General features: G+C 48.1%; 13 protein-coding genes and 1 rRNA gene. 5 read left to right on the top strand and 9 right to left on the bottom strand.

What is annotated here, in order from left to right; all coding sequences use genetic code 11:
• The 9 genes from H581_RS0102825 to dnaA form a co-directional block, all read right to left on the bottom strand.
• Positions 1–158, bottom strand: a 16S ribosomal RNA gene (locus H581_RS0102825); the annotation flags it as partial.
• A gap of 333 nt (positions 159–491) precedes the next feature.
• Positions 492–1,562 carry an HD-GYP domain-containing protein gene (locus H581_RS0102820; RefSeq protein ID WP_028608698.1) on the bottom strand — a complete coding sequence of 357 codons (1,071 nt, stop codon included), beginning with the start codon at positions 1,560–1,562 and terminating at the stop codon, positions 492–494.
• A 43-nt stretch (positions 1,563–1,605) separates the two neighbouring features.
• Positions 1,606–4,089 (bottom strand): DNA gyrase subunit A, encoded by a 2,484-nt coding sequence (gyrA, locus tag H581_RS0102815; RefSeq protein WP_028608697.1) that lies wholly within the window; start codon positions 4,087–4,089, stop codon positions 1,606–1,608.
• Between the two features lie 605 nt (positions 4,090–4,694).
• On the bottom strand, positions 4,695–6,605 hold the full coding sequence (gene gyrB, locus H581_RS0102810; RefSeq protein ID WP_028608696.1) for a DNA topoisomerase (ATP-hydrolyzing) subunit B: 1,911 nt from the start codon (positions 6,603–6,605) through the stop codon (positions 4,695–4,697).
• Positions 6,606–6,651: 46 nt separating this feature from the next.
• Positions 6,652–6,903, bottom strand: coding sequence for an extracellular matrix regulator RemB (gene remB, locus H581_RS0102805; RefSeq protein ID WP_028608695.1), 252 nt, complete (start codon positions 6,901–6,903; stop codon positions 6,652–6,654).
• Between the two features lie 30 nt (positions 6,904–6,933).
• Positions 6,934–8,043 (bottom strand): DNA replication/repair protein RecF, encoded by a 1,110-nt coding sequence (gene recF / locus H581_RS0102800; protein ID WP_028608694.1) that lies wholly within the window; start codon positions 8,041–8,043, stop codon positions 6,934–6,936.
• Between the two features lie 19 nt (positions 8,044–8,062).
• Positions 8,063–8,278 carry a S4 domain-containing protein YaaA gene (gene yaaA, locus H581_RS0102795; RefSeq protein WP_028608693.1) on the bottom strand — a complete coding sequence of 72 codons (216 nt, stop codon included), beginning with the start codon at positions 8,276–8,278 and terminating at the stop codon, positions 8,063–8,065.
• A 42-nt stretch (positions 8,279–8,320) separates the two neighbouring features.
• Positions 8,321–9,463 (bottom strand): DNA polymerase III subunit beta, encoded by a 1,143-nt coding sequence (gene dnaN / locus H581_RS0102790; protein ID WP_028608692.1) that lies wholly within the window; start codon positions 9,461–9,463, stop codon positions 8,321–8,323.
• A gap of 198 nt (positions 9,464–9,661) precedes the next feature.
• Positions 9,662–11,014 carry a chromosomal replication initiator protein DnaA gene (gene dnaA / locus H581_RS0102785; RefSeq protein WP_028608691.1) on the bottom strand — a complete coding sequence of 451 codons (1,353 nt, stop codon included), beginning with the start codon at positions 11,012–11,014 and terminating at the stop codon, positions 9,662–9,664.
• A 637-nt stretch (positions 11,015–11,651) separates the two neighbouring features.
• Here dnaA and rpmH point away from each other — a divergent pair.
• The 5 genes from rpmH to mnmE all read left to right on the top strand — a co-directional run bounded on the left by rpmH (position 11,652) and on the right by mnmE (position 15,509).
• Positions 11,652–11,786: a 50S ribosomal protein L34 gene (gene rpmH, locus H581_RS36875; protein ID WP_084134421.1), complete on the top strand. Its 135-nt coding sequence runs from the start codon at positions 11,652–11,654 to the stop codon at positions 11,784–11,786.
• Between the two features lie 232 nt (positions 11,787–12,018).
• Positions 12,019–12,396, top strand: coding sequence for a ribonuclease P protein component (rnpA, locus tag H581_RS32800; RefSeq protein WP_036717439.1), 378 nt, complete (start codon positions 12,019–12,021; stop codon positions 12,394–12,396).
• A 136-nt stretch (positions 12,397–12,532) separates the two neighbouring features.
• Complete coding sequence (locus H581_RS0102775) at positions 12,533–13,312, top strand: YidC/Oxa1 family membrane protein insertase (protein WP_028608690.1); 780 nt, start codon at positions 12,533–12,535, stop codon at positions 13,310–13,312.
• Positions 13,309–13,932, top strand: a complete 624-nt coding sequence (gene jag / locus H581_RS0102770; protein ID WP_028608689.1) for an RNA-binding cell elongation regulator Jag/EloR — start codon at positions 13,309–13,311, stop codon at positions 13,930–13,932. Before H581_RS0102775 ends, jag begins: the two co-directional genes overlap by 4 nt.
• A 197-nt stretch (positions 13,933–14,129) precedes the next feature.
• Positions 14,130–15,509, top strand: a complete 1,380-nt coding sequence (gene mnmE / locus H581_RS0102765; RefSeq protein WP_028608688.1) for a tRNA uridine-5-carboxymethylaminomethyl(34) synthesis GTPase MnmE — start codon at positions 14,130–14,132, stop codon at positions 15,507–15,509.
• Positions 15,510–15,513 lie beyond the last annotated feature (4 nt).

Raw genomic sequence — 15,513 nt, 5'->3', positions numbered from 1 at the left:
TCGTTTCCGAATGTTATCCCGGTCTTACAGGCAGGTTACCTACGTGTTACTCACCCGTCCGCCGCTAAGTCACTCCCGAAGGAATAACTCCGCTCGACTTGCATGTATTAGGCACGCCGCCAGCGTTCGTCCTGAGCCAGGATCAAACTCTCCAAATTGGTTAGTTGATGACTCATTACTTTTTTATCGCTTTTCCATTAATCCGTGAGGATTAACGGGGCAGTTTCACTCGTTGTTCAGTTTTCAAAGAACAATCTTTTCTTTCACGTCAGCCGTGTGTCTCTCAGCGGCGACTTAGATAATATATCACGTTTGCCTATACGATTGCAAGTGTTTTTTTAAAAAAATCAATGGTTTCATTCTATTTTATTATTACACCACTAATAATTGATTATTCATGCCTAGTAAAAACAAAACAGTGAGCGGATATCATACCATGTATTTGCTGCTGCCAGCACTACATTGTTGATCCTACTCACTGTATTAACTCACTATTTTAACACTTCTTTGATGTGAAGATACCGTTCTACGGATAGGTTGATGATCGCACCGTCAATCGATACCCATGGTCTCGTCGGATGCTCGCGATCCGTAAATACGATTTCCCCAATACGGTCATCGCTAAGTTTAACCACCGTTCCATTATGAAACTGGGTCGCTTTCTCGACAAACGTCCGAACGTAGGCCGGATCCAGCTTCCCGAAAGCATCGCTTTGGATCTGTTCCATCACTAGATAAGGCGAAACCGCTTTGCGATACGTCTTGTTCAACGTCATTGCATGGAAGATATCCGCAATGGCTACAATTTTGGCATACGAATGGATTTTTGTCGCATCGATTCCGAGAGGATAACCTGACCCATCGACCTTCTCATGATGCTGAAGCGCGGCCATTTTAACCCCTTCGTTCAGCGCGGGTACATTTTTGAGCATTTGATACCCGATTACGGTATGCTTCATCATTTCTTCTTTCTCATCCGAGGTGAGCGCATTCGGTTTCGTCAAAATCGCTTTGTTAATCCGCACATTCCCAATGTCATGCAGCAGGCCGGCGAACGCGATCTGCATCCAATCCTTTTGAGGAAAACCGACCCACTGCGCAATTTGATAGGAAGTCAAAGCTGAAGCAATACTGTTATGAAGCAGGTAATCCTTCTCCAAGAATTGGCGCGGCATGAACGTTAGAAGATTATAGCTCTTCACATGTTCAAGCGTCCTCTCGAGCTGCTTTCGAATATCCATGACCGGTAAATTTGCGCCCGTCACAATTGAATTAAACACATCGCGCAAAACATGGACCATTTTGTCATACTCTTCATGTAGAGGCGACGCAACGAAGGCCTCACTCGTATCCTTAACCACATCATCGTCCGCATCCTCGATTGTTTTCACTGCACCGTTGGCCTCAACATCAACAATTGGAACAAGGAATGCTTGTAAAATTTCTATTTCCTTCGGGGTCACGATTCTCCCCTTTTGAAATAGAACGCTGCCGAACGGGGTGAGGACATTTTCACTGATTTTATCGCCTAGCTTTAACTGTGATAACGTTACCGCTGCCACCTGCGTCCTCTCCCCTTCAACCTTTTTCTTCAAAACGGATCATTTATTCAACAGTCGGCTCGATGCCATTCTGATCTTCTTGATCGCCCAGCGCCTCATTATCTTCGCTGCGCGCTACCCGGGTTACCGTCGCAACGGTATCGTCTTCGCGTGTATGAATGAGCCTTACGCCTTGTGTATTCCGGCCCATCGTTGAAATGCCTTCCATACTCGTACGGATCATCGTTCCGGATGCGGTCATAATCATCAGATCCTCGTCATTCTCGACAACCTTAAGCGACACGATCGGTCCGTTCTTGTCGGTCACATTAAGCGTCTTAATCCCTTTGCCGCCGCGGTTCTGGATGCGGTAATCGGCAACGGGAGTACGCTTGCCGTAGCCTTTCGAGGTAACGATAAGAATGTCTTTGTCCTTTGAAATAACATCCATATCAATAACGGTATCCTCGTCGTCGAGCTGAATGCCTTTCACGCCTGTAGCCGAACGTCCCATGGAGCGGACGTCCTGCTCGGAGTAACGGATCGACATACCTTGCGCCGTACCCATGATGATTTCCTGATTGCCGTCCGTCAGCTTTACGCCGATTAAGTCATCATCTTCGCGGAGCGAAATGGCGATTAAGCCGATCTTCCGTATGTTTACATAATCATCCAGCGGCGTTTTCTTCACCACGCCTTGTCTGGTAGCGAAAAACAAGAAATGCTCGGCATCAAATTCCTGCACCGGAATTACCGCATTGATCGTCTCGCCCTGTTCGATTTGAATGAGGTTAATGATCGGCGTTCCGCGTGCCGTACGGCTCAAATCCGGAATTTCGTAGGCTTTGAGTTTATATACTTTGCCTTTGTTCGTAAAGAACAGCAAATAGTGATGCGTATTTGATACAAAGAGATGCTCAACGAAATCGTCGTTCTTAGTATCCATGCCGACTACGCCTTTGCCGCCCCGCTTCTGGCTGCGGTAAGTCGTAACCGGAAGACGCTTAATGTAGCCGGAATGGGTGATCGAGATAATGACGTCCTCGCGAGGGATCAGATCCTCGTCCAAAATCTCCTCATCACTGGCTGTGATCTCCGTACGGCGTTCATCGCCAAAGCGATCCTTCAGCTCCGCCAGCTCCGTGCTTATAATGTCAAGCACAAGCTGCTCGTCTGCAAGAATGGCTTTGTATTCCGCAATTTTCTTCAAAAGCTCAGCATATTCCGCTTCAATTTTGTCACGTTCCAGTCCTGTCAGACGCTGCAAACGCATATCCAAAATCGCCTGGGCTTGCTCATGGCTGAGCGAGAATCGTTCGATCAATCCCTCGCGGGCTTGATCGGCCGTTTGGGACGAACGGATTAAAGCAATGACCTCGTCCAAATGGTCTAGAGCGATACGCAAGCCTTCCAAAATATGCGCACGAGCTTCGGCCTTCTTTAAGTCATACTCGGTACGACGGCGGATAACTTCGATCTGGTGCTGCAGGTAATGGTAAAGCATATCCCTTATATTAAGGGTTTTCGGCTCGCCATTTACGAGTGCCAGCATATTGATGCCGAAGTTAGACTGCAGCTGCGTGTGTTTGTACAAATTGTTCAGTACGACGCTTGGGTTCACGTCCCGGCGCAGCTCAATGACTACGCGCATGCCGTTCCGGTCCGATTCATCGCGCAAATCGGTGATGCCTTCTATCTTTTTCTCGCGTACAAGCTCAGCAATCTTCTCGACCAGACGCGCCTTAATTACTTGATATGGAAGCTCATGCACGATAATGCGCGCTTTGCCGCCATTCTCCTCAATGGTTGCGCGTGCGCGCATCGTCACTGAACCTCGACCTGTCAAGTAGGCCTGACGAATGCCCTGGCGCCCCATAACAAAACCTGCTGTAGGGAAATCCGGTCCTTTAATAAATTCCATGAGCTCGACCGGTGTAATATCCGGATTGCTAATCATAGCTTGTACGCCATCAATTACTTCATTCAGGTTATGCGGCGGAATATTGGTAGCCATACCTACGGCGATCCCTGTAACGCCGTTTACGAGCAAATTCGGATATCGGGCCGGCAATACAACCGGTTCCGACTCTTCACCGTCGTAATTGGGGGCGAAATCAATTGTTTCCTTGTTGATATCTCGCAGCAGCTCCATTGCGATCTTCGAAAGCCTTGCTTCCGTATAACGCATGGCAGCCGCAAAATCGCCGTCAATCGATCCGAAGTTCCCGTGGCCGTCAACAAGCATATAACGCATCGAGAAATCCTGCGCCATCCGTACCATCGACTCATACACGGCCGAATCACCGTGAGGATGGTACTTACCGATAACTTCTCCTACGATTCTCGCAGATTTCTTATACGGCTTGTCCGGTGACATACCGAGCTCAGACATCGCAAACAAAATACGACGATGGACCGGCTTCAGTCCGTCCCTGACATCGGGAAGAGCACGGCTTACAATGATACTCATTGCGTAATCCATAAAGGAATCTCGCATCTCCGTACCAATATCCCGATCTCTTATTGATATTCGTTCTTCTTCCGCCATGATTTACCTCCCTGACGCCATCTATCGCTGCTCTTAAATCCATATAACTCTTATATTACTTTCACAAAAAGCGGGCATATAAACCTTCTCATCCCACGCTTCTGTAATTACCGTCCGTTTCTTGCATGTCGCGGCTTGTGGAAATTATAAATCATCTATATGGAATAGGTAAATTACCGCTCTCCATCCACGTTATACCGCCATAATTTAAACAGACCCAACTTCCATTATACCACTCAAACCAAACTCTGTCTCGTGCTTCATTCGAATCCCGATTATTGCTCTATCCCTGGATTCTTGAGGTGAATTCTCGCCCAGATCCCTTTATATTTCGCAAACTCCCGGACCAAAGCGTATTTCACAGGGTTTACCGCTATGCGGTCGCCTACGGCAGCTACAAAAAAGAAGCAGACGTCCGTAACGGGCGGCTGCTTCTTGCATATATTCTAGGAATTTAGTTTTACTCTTACATACGCTTAGAATTCTCCGCGATACCTTTTTTAGCGTGAGCTTACTACATGTGCTGCCTTAGAAAAATACGGAGAAAACGATTTACATTCTCCGACAAGAACGCCGAAAGACATTTCTGTACTTGAATGGCTACCCTAGAAATCGAGATTCGTTACATATCTGGCATACTTCTGAATAAATTCACGACGCGGTTCAACATTATCGCCCATAAGCGTATCGAATACGACATCGGCTTCAATCGCGTCCTCAATCGTGACCTGAAGCATGGTACGGCTCTCCGGATCCATCGTCGTCTCCCACAGCTGAGACGCGTTCATCTCGCCTAGTCCTTTGTAGCGTTGAACATTAACTTTCACGCCTTCGCCGAATTCGGCAATGATCTGATCGCGTTCCTTCTCGGTCTGCGCGTAGCGAATGACTTTATTCCGCTCGATCTTGAACAGCGGCGGCTGCGCGATATAAATATAGCCCGCCTCGATAATTTGACGCATATACCGGTAGAAGAACGTCAGCATCAGCGTGCGAATATGCGCGCCGTCGACGTCGGCATCGGTCATAATAATGATTTTATGGTAACGCGCTTTGGACAAGTCAAAGTCATCGCTAATGCCGGTACCCAGCGCCGTGATGATCGCCCGGATCTCCGCATTGCCCAATATACGATCCAACCTAGCCTTCTCAACGTTCAAAATCTTACCGCGCAGCGGCAAAATCGCCTGGAAATGGCGGTCGCGGCCTTGCTTTGCGGAGCCGCCGGCGGAGTCGCCCTCGACGATATAAAGCTCGCTGATCGAGGCATCCTTGGAGGAACAGTCGGCAAGCTTGCCCGGCAGGGAGCCTACCTCCAGCGCGCTCTTACGGCGAGTCAGCTCACGCGCTTTGCGCGCCGCTTCACGGGCACGCGCCGCCTGAAGGCCTTTCTCTACGATTTTGCGGGACACGGACGGATTCTCTTCAAGAAATTCCTGCAGCTTCTCCGCGAAGAAGGATTCGACAATCCCCCGCACTTCACTGTTCCCGAGCTTCGTCTTCGTCTGGCCTTCGAACTGGGGCTCAGGGATTTTCACGGAAATGATCGCCGTTAAACCTTCGCGCACGTCATCGCCGGAGAAATTCGAATCGTTATCCTTAATCAGGTTCGTTTTTCGGCCATAGTCGTTAATGATACGCGTAAGCGCGCTCTTAAAGCCGGACTCGTGCGTACCGCCCTCATGAGTGTTGATGTTATTTGCGAACGAATAAATATTTTCACTGTAGCTGTCGTTATATTGCAGGGCGACCTCTACATGAATATGGTCCTTCGCGCCCTCGACATAAATCGGCGCTTCATGCAGCGCTTCGCGATTTTTGTTCAAAAACTTAACGAACTCGATAATTCCGCCCTCATATTTGAACGAGTTGGATACGCCGGTCCGTTCGTCGGAAAGCACGATTTCGATTCCTTTATTCAAAAAAGCCAGCTCGCGGATCCGCGATTGTAGCGTGTCATACTCAAAAACGGTCGTTTCCGTAAAAATTTCAGGGTCCGGAGTAAAGGTAACTTTGGTTCCTGTCTCCTCTGAATCCCCGATGATTTTGATATCGTATTGAGGAGCTCCCTTACGGTACTCCTGCTGATAAATGTGACCCTCGCGTTTAACTTGAACGATAACGAGCTCGGACAGCGCATTGACGACGGATACGCCTACCCCGTGCAAGCCCCCGGATACTTTATAGCCCTCGCCGCCGAATTTTCCTCCCGCATGAAGTACCGTCATTACGACTTCCAGCGTAGATTTCTTCAGCTTCGCGTTCTCGCCGACCGGTATGCCCCGACCGTTATCAATAACGGTAACGCTGTTATTCTCATGAACGATGACCTCGATTTTATTGCAATAACCGGCCAAAGCCTCGTCAATGCTGTTATCGACTACCTCCCATACGAGATGGTGAAGACCTTTGCCGCTTGTGGAGCCAATATACATCCCCGGACGTTTGCGTACCGCTTCTAATCCTTCCAGAACCTGTATCTGACTCTCATCATACGTATGCTGATCCAAAGACATGCAAGCTCACTGCTCCTCTCAACTGCTCTTCCTGGTTGCCCTCGCTCTAACCATTAGCCACAAAATGATGGGCCCGTTTCTTAAGGGTAGAGGATGAAATAGGCGAATAATAGATTTTCTGCTTGGTCACCACGATAGATTTCGGTTCTTCCTCACCTATCGTTTCGACGTCCTTGCGCTTGCGTGCACCCGCAACAAATTGCTTGGATAGTTTAGAGGATTGCTCGATCGATATATCAAAAATGGCCACCAGCTCCGCAGCCCGAATAATTTTCTCGCCGCCTAAATGGATGTACATGTTCTCCCGCTCACCTCTCCTATTCGCGCCTTATCGCGTCACTCGGCCGCCTTGCACATGATAGATACCGGCATCCTGAAGCCTGCTGACATTCACGCTTTCAAGGCCGGTCGTCGTTATAAAAGTTTGTACTTTGCTTTGAAAGGTTTCAATAAGCTGCGTTTGACGATTCTGATCGAGCTCCGAGAGCACATCGTCAAGCAATAATAGCGGATATTCCCCGATTTCCTCGTTAATAAGCTCGATTTCCGCTAATTTTAATGACAGGGCCGTTGTTCGCTGCTGCCCCTGGGAGCCGAATATATGCGCTTCCTTGCCGTTGATAAAAAACGCCAGATCGTCGCGATGAGGTCCGGCCAGGGTCACGCCTCTGCGAATCTCCTGATCTTTCACCTGTGTTAACTTTATCATAAATTGATCAAATAAAACAGATTCATCTTGCAGAGCGTCCGTATCGAACGAGGGACGATAGTCAATCTTCAGCTGTTCGGTGCCGTTCGTGATGCCCGAATGGATTTGCTCGGCATATGTTTGTAATTTATGTATAAAGTGTTTCCTTTTTTTCATAATTTTAACACCGTGCTCCGCCAGCTGCATATTCCACACATCCAGCATCGTCAGATTCGCGCTGCCGCCGTAAGACGCCTTCAAAAAGTTATTCCGCTGCTGCAGAACCTTCCCGTATTGCTGCAAGGTATGCAAATAGCCGGGCTGCACTTGTCCGATTTCCATATCGAGAAACCTTCTCCGCACACCCGGCGTTCCTTTTACTATTTCCAGATCCTCAGGCGCAAACATCACCACGTTGACGGAACCGATAAAGTCGCTTAACTTTCGCTGCTCCAATCCGTTAATTCTAGCTTTCTTCCCTTGCGCGGAGAACAGCAGGTCGAGCTTGACGGAACCGTATTTCTTATCCACTCCTCCTGCGATCCGTGCGGAATCGCCCTGCCAGCCGATCAGCTCTTTGTCCTTCGAGGTACGATGCGACTTGGAGAGGGCCAGCACGAATATCGCTTCGAGCAAATTCGTCTTGCCCTGTGCGTTCGGCCCAAGAAATACGTTCACCTTATTCGGCGTTTGCAGGTCAAGCTCGTAATAATTGCGATAATTTTGCAGCTGTATGCTTGTTAAAAACACGATTTGGCCTCCCGGTCCATTACCCTTTACCTACCGTAAAGACGCCGCAGTCCTCAACTTCTACCCGGTCGCCGGCATACAGCTTTCGGCCTCGGCGGTTATCCGCTTCCCCGTTGATGATCACTTGATTTTCTTGCAGGAAAAATTTTGCGTGTCCGCCTGTCGCGATGCAATCGGACAGCTTCAAGAATTGGCCCAGTGTTATATATTCGGTTCGAATGGCGATTTCTTTCATCGTGATCGTCTCATTCCTTTCTTTTGCTGAGATACTGACCTTTTAGCCGGTCGTGCGATACGGCAGAATAACGTACATGCTGTAGGCATGATCGATCGGACGAATAATGATCGGGCTCATCGCTCCCGTGAAGCCGATGAACAACTGCTCGCTGTCGATAACCTTGAGCACATCCAGCATATATTTGGAGTTAAAAGCGATTCGAAGAGGGTCTCCGTTAAATTCCTTCGCTTCCAGCTGTTCCGTTACGCGCCCAAGCTCGGTGGAGCTGGACGAAATTTCAATCGAACCGTCCTCCAGCGTCATCAGTCGAACAATGTTCGTTTTCTCCTCGCGCGACATGAGATAAGCGCGGTCAATCGCATCCATTACATTTTTTGTATCCAAAACAAGTTCTGTTTTGAACGTTTGCGGAATAATTTTAGAAGTATCGGGATAAGTTCCATCCAAAATACGCGTAAAAAAGAGAACATTGCCCAGCTTAAACAACACTTGATTGTCTGCCACTACAATATCCACAAGCGTATTTTGTTCCGGTACGAGCTTAGACAGCTCAATCAGCGTCTTAGCGGAAATGACAATATTGTTGAATTTGTAGTCGGGAACCGTATCGACTTGTGCCGTACGGCTTGCGAGACGATGGCGGTCTGTCGCTACAAACTTTAATTCTCCTTCGGCTAAGCTCCAAAGGACACCCGTCAAAATCGGCGTTTGTTCGCTGGTCGATGCGGCCAGCACGGTCTGTCTTATCATCGCTCTTAATAAATCGCCGGGCATTTGAAGCACATCGTTTTGTTCGATGGAAGGGAGTACCGGGAATTCTTCCGGATCGAGGCCGACCATTTGGATTTCCGTCGAACCGGATCGAATAATCGTTTGAAAATTGCTGTTAACCTCGATCAAGACTTGATCAGAAGGCAGTTTTTTAATGATTTCGACAAAAAATTTGGCGGGGAGGACGACGCTTCCCGGTTTATCCACATGTGCAATAACGTATTGGTCCCGTTCTACAGGGATAAAACTTTGAATAGAAATATCGGTATCGCTCGCGGTTAACGTTACACCTAAATGAGTGACTTCGATTTTGATGCCGCCGAGAATCGGGATTGTCGGACGAGAGGAAGCGGCTTTCGCAACTTGTTGAATCGCGTCGTTTAATTCATTTTTTGAGATGGATAATTTCATGTTTTCACTCCTAGCGTTCATAGTAGATGCGTCCACAGCAGCCGCTTAACCGCGTTTACGCTGATTTGATGATGTTTTTTTAAAGATTTTTAGTAGACGTAGTAGTAGGGGGCCTGAATATGTGGATAACCCCGTGGAACACTGAGAAAGCAAGCCTATCCACATGTGCATAGCGTGTGCATAGGCTTGCTTAGTTGTTCACATATGATTTTTAATTTTTTCCGACAGGTTTTGCACGATTTTATAGAGATCCTGATCCACCTTTAGCTGCTGCGTTATTTTCTCATGCGCATGGATGACGGTTGTATGGTCTCTGCCGCCGAATGCTTCGCCGATCTTCGGTAAGGAGAAGTCGGTCAGCTCGCGCGATAAATACATCGCGATTTGCCGCGGGAAGGCGACGGCTTTCGTGCGTTTGCGGGCTTTAAATTCCTCCAGGCGCAGGCCGTAAAATTCCCCGACCTTCGTCTGAATGTCCTGGATCGTGATCATCCTCGGCCTGCTGGAAGGAATGATGTCCTTCAACGCTTCGGCTGCCAAATGCGATGTAATATCGGCATTTATTAGCGAGGAATAAGCGACGACCCGGATTAAAGCGCCTTCTAACTCACGGATATTCGTATCGATTTGATTGGCGATATAAATCATCGCTTCGTTCGGGATATCGAGATTCTCGGCGCGGGCTTTCTTGCGCAGAATCGCAATCCTGGTCTCTAGATCCGGAGGCTGAATATCCGTTATCAGTCCCCATTCAAAGCGCGAGCGCAGCCGTTCCTCCAAGGTCGGAATCTCTTTCGGGGGCCGGTCGCTTGAGATGACGATTTGCTTTCGTTCTTCGTGCAGCGCGTTGAAGGTATGAAAAAACTCCTCCTGCGTCTGCTCTTTTCCGGCCAGAAACTGGATATCGTCGATCAGCAGTACGTCAATATTGCGGTATTTCGTACGGAAGCTCTCCCCGCGGTTATCGCGGATGGCATTAATGAATTCATTCGTAAATTTCTCCGACGAAATATAAAGCACTCTCGTATTGGGGTTGTGATCCATAATGTAATGGCCGATGGCATGCATGAGGTGGGTTTTCCCGAGACCTACGCCACCGTACAAAAACAAAGGATTATAAGCCTTCGCCGGCGCTTCCGCGACCGCAAGCGAAGCCGCGTGCGCAAAACGGTTATTCGCGCCGATGACGAATGTATCAAACGTATACTTCGGGTTAAGCATATGAGTATGGGTTTCTTCATTCGTAACCGGCTGTTGGATCGCTTTCGGCGGAAATTGAAATGCCGGCTCCGTGCTTCTTGGTTCTTCTATAGAAAAGCGCACGTCAACCTGCTTGCCCAAAAATTCAAACAGAGTTGCCCGAATCAGCTTCGTATAGCGGCCCTCCAGCCATTCGGCCGCAAATGTTGTCGGCGCAGTTACTTCAAGCAAAGAATCATCGACAAAAGAAGCCTTCGTCGCTTTGAACCAGGTGTCAAAGCTCGGTTTGCTTAATTTAGTCTGGATGATCGACAACACTTGCTGCCATAAATCATAAGTATGGCTGTCCACAGACTGTCACTCCTTATCCAATCGCCCAAAAAGGCTCAGGTACGCGAAAAAATGTCGAATATCAGGGTATTATAACGAATGCATCCACATTATGCAGAGAAATATGCGAATGAGTTATAAATAGGGGATTAAATTGTTCACAATGTTATCCACAGGCTGTTGATAAAAATGAGGTGACAACGATGTAATCCACAACGAAAACATAATTATCATAGCAAAAGACGCCTTATATTTCAACGAAAACGCATATTTTATCCACATTCTCAACTGCTTGTGCATAAAAGTTATCTACACCACTACATATTGTTTATATCTTGTTAAGATTTCGACAAAGTTCGGTTTAGGCGCCTGTGGATTATTCACATGTTATTAGTTTCTGAATCGGATCGGCGTTTCATGCGATTATCCACAGGCCTGTCTCTTAAAACATTAGGCAACAGCTTGGAGCATGCTGGCGATTGACTTTTGACCGCTGGCGTGGTTTAATAAAAAAGGCGTTTTTTTAAAAAATATAAGTGAGTTTGGGAATACCCATTTTACTTGCCTTATATTTCACCGCGAAACGAGCTGATGCCGACAGAATACGTCTAACAGCCGTTTACGCTTGGCAGTACGTTATATTGGGAGGTGCAGAACGATGAGACCTACATTTAAACCGAATGTAAGCAAACGCGCGAAAGTGCATGGATTCCGTAAGCGGATGAGCACAAAAAATGGACGTAAAGTTTTGGCAGCGCGTCGTCAAAGAGGAAGAAAAGTACTGAGCGCATAAGCAGAAGACCACGTCCGGTGGTCTTTTTTTTTTGAAATTCTAAGAATTCATAAGGTTCACGTTCTCCGCGAAGCGGTAGCGTCCTCCGACAAGGAGGCCGGCAGGCGTTTCTGCTTGAAAGAAACGGAAAATGTCGGTCAAGACGAAACACGCTTATGCGGTATGAGTTTTGGCGATACTTATTTATAAGATGAAATTTCATATTTGAAGAAAAGAACGGTGGCTACCAGTCGTGCATAGAAAATTGCGTCTTCGCAATCGTGAGGATTTCAGCCGAATATATCGGGGCGGCAAATCGTTTGCTAACGGCCAGTTTATCGTTTATTGGTCGAAGCAGCCCTCTGCCGATCCGTTCCGGCTCGGCGTCTCGGCGAGCAAAAAAATAGGGAACGCCGTCGTTCGCAATCGGATGCGTCGAATGATAAAGGAAATTGTCCGGCATCAAGCCGACCGGATCGTTCCGAGAACCGACTTTATCCTGATCGTAAGAAAACCGGCAACCGCCATGAAGTTGAAGGAGATGGAGAAGAGTATACTTCACGTGCTCAAGAAGGCCGGATTGCTTAAAAATGTTAGCCGGCCAAACGAGAGAGAGAAGAAAGCGGATTAGCATTGTCCGGCTAGAAGAAAGCGGATGCAAAATGGCCATGCTCCATGTTTCTTTGTCCTCTAAATTATGGTATAGTCGAGAATGGAAATAAAAGATTAAACAAGCTTAATGTAATGGCTCTCAGAGAGGAGTTTTCATGTTGTTTCGTATTACGAAGAAGAAATGGCTTTTAGTGCTTGGGCTTGTCCTGTTGATGGGGGTGCTGGCGGGCTGCGGCGCTCCGGTAGACCAAACGACGAAAACAGAGGATTTGCTCGAGGGGAACTTCTGGGAAAAGAATGTCGTCTACTATTTCGCAATTACGCTCGATACGTTTGCCGGATGGTTCGGCGAATCGTACGGACTTGCCATTTTGCTTCTGACGATAATCGTTAGAACGCTGATTTTACCATTAACGCTGAAGCAATACCGCAGTTCGAAGGCTATGCAGGCATTGCAGCCGGAAATGGCCGAAATTAAGAAGAAGCACAAGGATAATCCGCAGAAGCAGCAGGAAGAAACCATGAAGCTGTTCCAGAAGCATCAGGTAAATCCGATGGCGGGATGCTTGCCGCTGATCGTTCAGATGCCGGTATTCATCGCGCTCTATAATGCGATCTACCGAAATCCCGACATTCGCGATCATTCGTTCCTGTGGCTGCAGCTCGGCGAGAAGGATCCTTATTACATTCTTCCGATCCTCGCGGCTGCAACGACGTTCATCCAGTCTAAAATGATGCAGAAGCAGCAGACGCAAACGATGCCCGGTATGGGGATGATGCTGGCGATTTTCCCGGTGCTCATCTTCGTCATGGCCATCTCGTTCCCGGCAGCGCTGCCGCTATATTGGGTATACAGCAACATCTACACGATTGTTCAAAACTATTTCCTGTACGTTCGTTCATCTAACAAGGGTAAGGAGGCCCCTGCGAAATGAAGAAAATCGTTGCATCAGGAAAGACGATAGACGATGCTGTACGAAACGGGTTATCACAATTGCAAGTCACTGAAGACCGCATTAAAACGGTAGTACTCGAGCAGCCCTCCAAAGGTTTTTTGGGATTGTTCGGTGTAAAGGAAGCGAAGGTAGAGCTTGAAGTAATTCCCGATCCGATGCTGGAAGCGGAGCAATTTCTCCGTGAAATCGCAAGTACGATGGGGCTGCAAGTGAACATCGATCGAAAGCAAACAAGGGAAGGCACTCACCTGGCGGTAACGGGCAGCGGGGACCTTGGTATGCTGATTGGACGTCGCGGACAAACGTTGGATGCATTACAGTACTTAGTGAACATTGTGGCAAACCGGTATTCAGACAGTCATTTGCGAATCGTGCTTGATGCAGAGGATTTTCGTGAGCGCCGCCGCAAGACGTTGGAGGATCTATCCGAACGCTTGGCAGGCCGTGTCATTCGGACCAGGAAAGAGGTTGTCCTGGAGCCGATGTCGCCGCATGAGCGCAAAGTAATTCATTCGCAGCTGCAGAACCACCCGAAGGTAAAGACGTTCAGCAAGGGCGACGAGCCAAACCGGCGAGTTGTCATTGCGCTGAGGCAGTAGTCCCTGACGCTTGAAATATAAGTATTTATACGACTAACCTCTATAAATTAGCTTATATTTCTCCACGAGTCGAGCCTGTGTCATTACATGTCGATACTGGCTCATTTTACTTGATCAATAAAATTGTATACGCTATTTGCAGCAATGGCTCTTTATGGTCATTGCTGTTTTTCCATTTGAGAGGTGCTGAATAGCCGATGATACATGATACGATTGCAGCGATTTCGACAGCGGTCGGAGAAGGCGGCATAGCTATAATACGGGTAAGCGGCCCGGATGCCATTGAAGGGGTCGACCGTATTTTTCGTTCGAGAATAAGCTTGAAGGATGCGCAGACACATACGGTGCATTATGGACATATTGTAGAGCCTGCAACGAATGAACCGGTGGAAGAGGTATTGGTTACCTTGATGCGCGGGCCTCGTTCATTCACGGCAGAGGATGTTGTTGAAATCAATGCGCATGGCGGCGTCATTGCCGTCAAGAAGGTGCTGGACATCGTCCTGCAGCTGGATGGCTTTCGTACGGCGGAGCCTGGCGAATTTACAAAACGCGCCTTTCTGAACGGCCGGATTGATTTGATGCAGGCGGAAGCGGTCATTGATTTGATCCGGTCCAAGTCCGACCGCGCTTTCTCGGTCGCGCGGAAGCAGGCGGAAGGCGTGCTGTCCAAGCGGATTAAATCGCTTCGCCAGACCGTTATCGAGTTGCTGGCTCATATTGAAGTGAATATCGATTACCCGGAGCATGACGTTGAAGAGATGACGAGTGCGTATATTCGTGATCAATGCGGTTCTGCGATTGAAGAGATCGATCGTCTGCTAAAAACGGCAAACGAAGGCAAAATATTACGTGAAGGCATTGTGACGGCAATCGTCGGACGACCGAATGTCGGGAAATCGTCATTGATGAATATGCTTACGCAAGAAAATAAAGCGATCGTGACCGATATTCCGGGAACGACGCGCGACGTCATTGAACAGTTCGTTTCACTTAACGGCATACCGCTCCGTCTGCTGGATACAGCGGGGATCAGAGAGACGAATGACGTAGTAGAGCGGATTGGCGTGGAGCGGTCGAGAAACGCGCTGGAGGATGCCGATCTCATCCTGTTCCTTTTGAATAATAATGAGCCCCTGCAGGCCGAGGATCGCGAGCTGCTGGATCAATTAAAGGAACGGCCGGTAATAACTGTTATAAATAAGACCGACTTGCCGCGTCAATTAGAAATTGAGGTGGTGGAGAGAGCGGTTCCGGCTCATTCCATCGTTCCCATGTCGGTTCTTGCGGAAGAAGGATTAGATCGTTTGGAGCAGGCGATAAGCGAAATGTTTTTCGAAGGCCAGCTGGAATCGCATGATTTGACATATGTTAGCAACGTTCGACATATTTCTCTGTTGAAACGTGCACGTCAATCGCTGGCGGATGCGATCGAAGCGTCGAATATGGGTATTCCGATCGATGTGATTCAAATCGATGCGCGATCGGCATGGGAGTCGCTTGGCGAAATATTAGGCGATGAGGCGGGAGATTCATTAATTGATCAAATTTTCTCGCAGTTTTGTTTAGGAAAATAGATAA

Origin of the sequence: Paenibacillus harenae DSM 16969 (assembly GCF_000422465.1) — a bacterium.
In the GTDB taxonomy this organism is placed as follows: domain Bacteria; phylum Bacillota; class Bacilli; order Paenibacillales; family Paenibacillaceae; genus Pristimantibacillus; species Pristimantibacillus harenae.
This window is presented reverse-complemented; position numbering and strand designations above follow the sequence as displayed.

Excerpts from the sequence above, each read along its gene's own strand:
- gyrA (WP_028608697.1), bottom strand. The coding sequence starts at position 4,089 with ATGGCGGAAGAAGAACGAATATCAATAAGAGATCGGGATATTGGTACG.
- gyrB (WP_028608696.1), bottom strand. The coding sequence starts at position 6,605 with ATGTCTTTGGATCAGCATACGTATGATGAGAGTCAGATACAGGTTCTG.
- remB (WP_028608695.1), bottom strand. The coding sequence starts at position 6,903 with ATGTACATCCATTTAGGCGGCGAGAAAATTATTCGGGCTGCGGAGCTG.
- yaaA (WP_028608693.1), bottom strand. The coding sequence starts at position 8,278 with ATGAAAGAAATCGCCATTCGAACCGAATATATAACACTGGGCCAATTC.
- dnaN (WP_028608692.1), bottom strand. The coding sequence starts at position 9,463 with ATGAAATTATCCATCTCAAAAAATGAATTAAACGACGCGATTCAACAA.
- rpmH (WP_084134421.1), top strand. The coding sequence starts at position 11,652 with ATGAGACCTACATTTAAACCGAATGTAAGCAAACGCGCGAAAGTGCAT.
- H581_RS0102775 (WP_028608690.1), top strand. The coding sequence starts at position 12,533 with ATGTTGTTTCGTATTACGAAGAAGAAATGGCTTTTAGTGCTTGGGCTT.
- jag (WP_028608689.1), top strand. The coding sequence starts at position 13,309 with ATGAAGAAAATCGTTGCATCAGGAAAGACGATAGACGATGCTGTACGA.
- mnmE (WP_028608688.1), top strand. The coding sequence starts at position 14,130 with ATGATACATGATACGATTGCAGCGATTTCGACAGCGGTCGGAGAAGGC.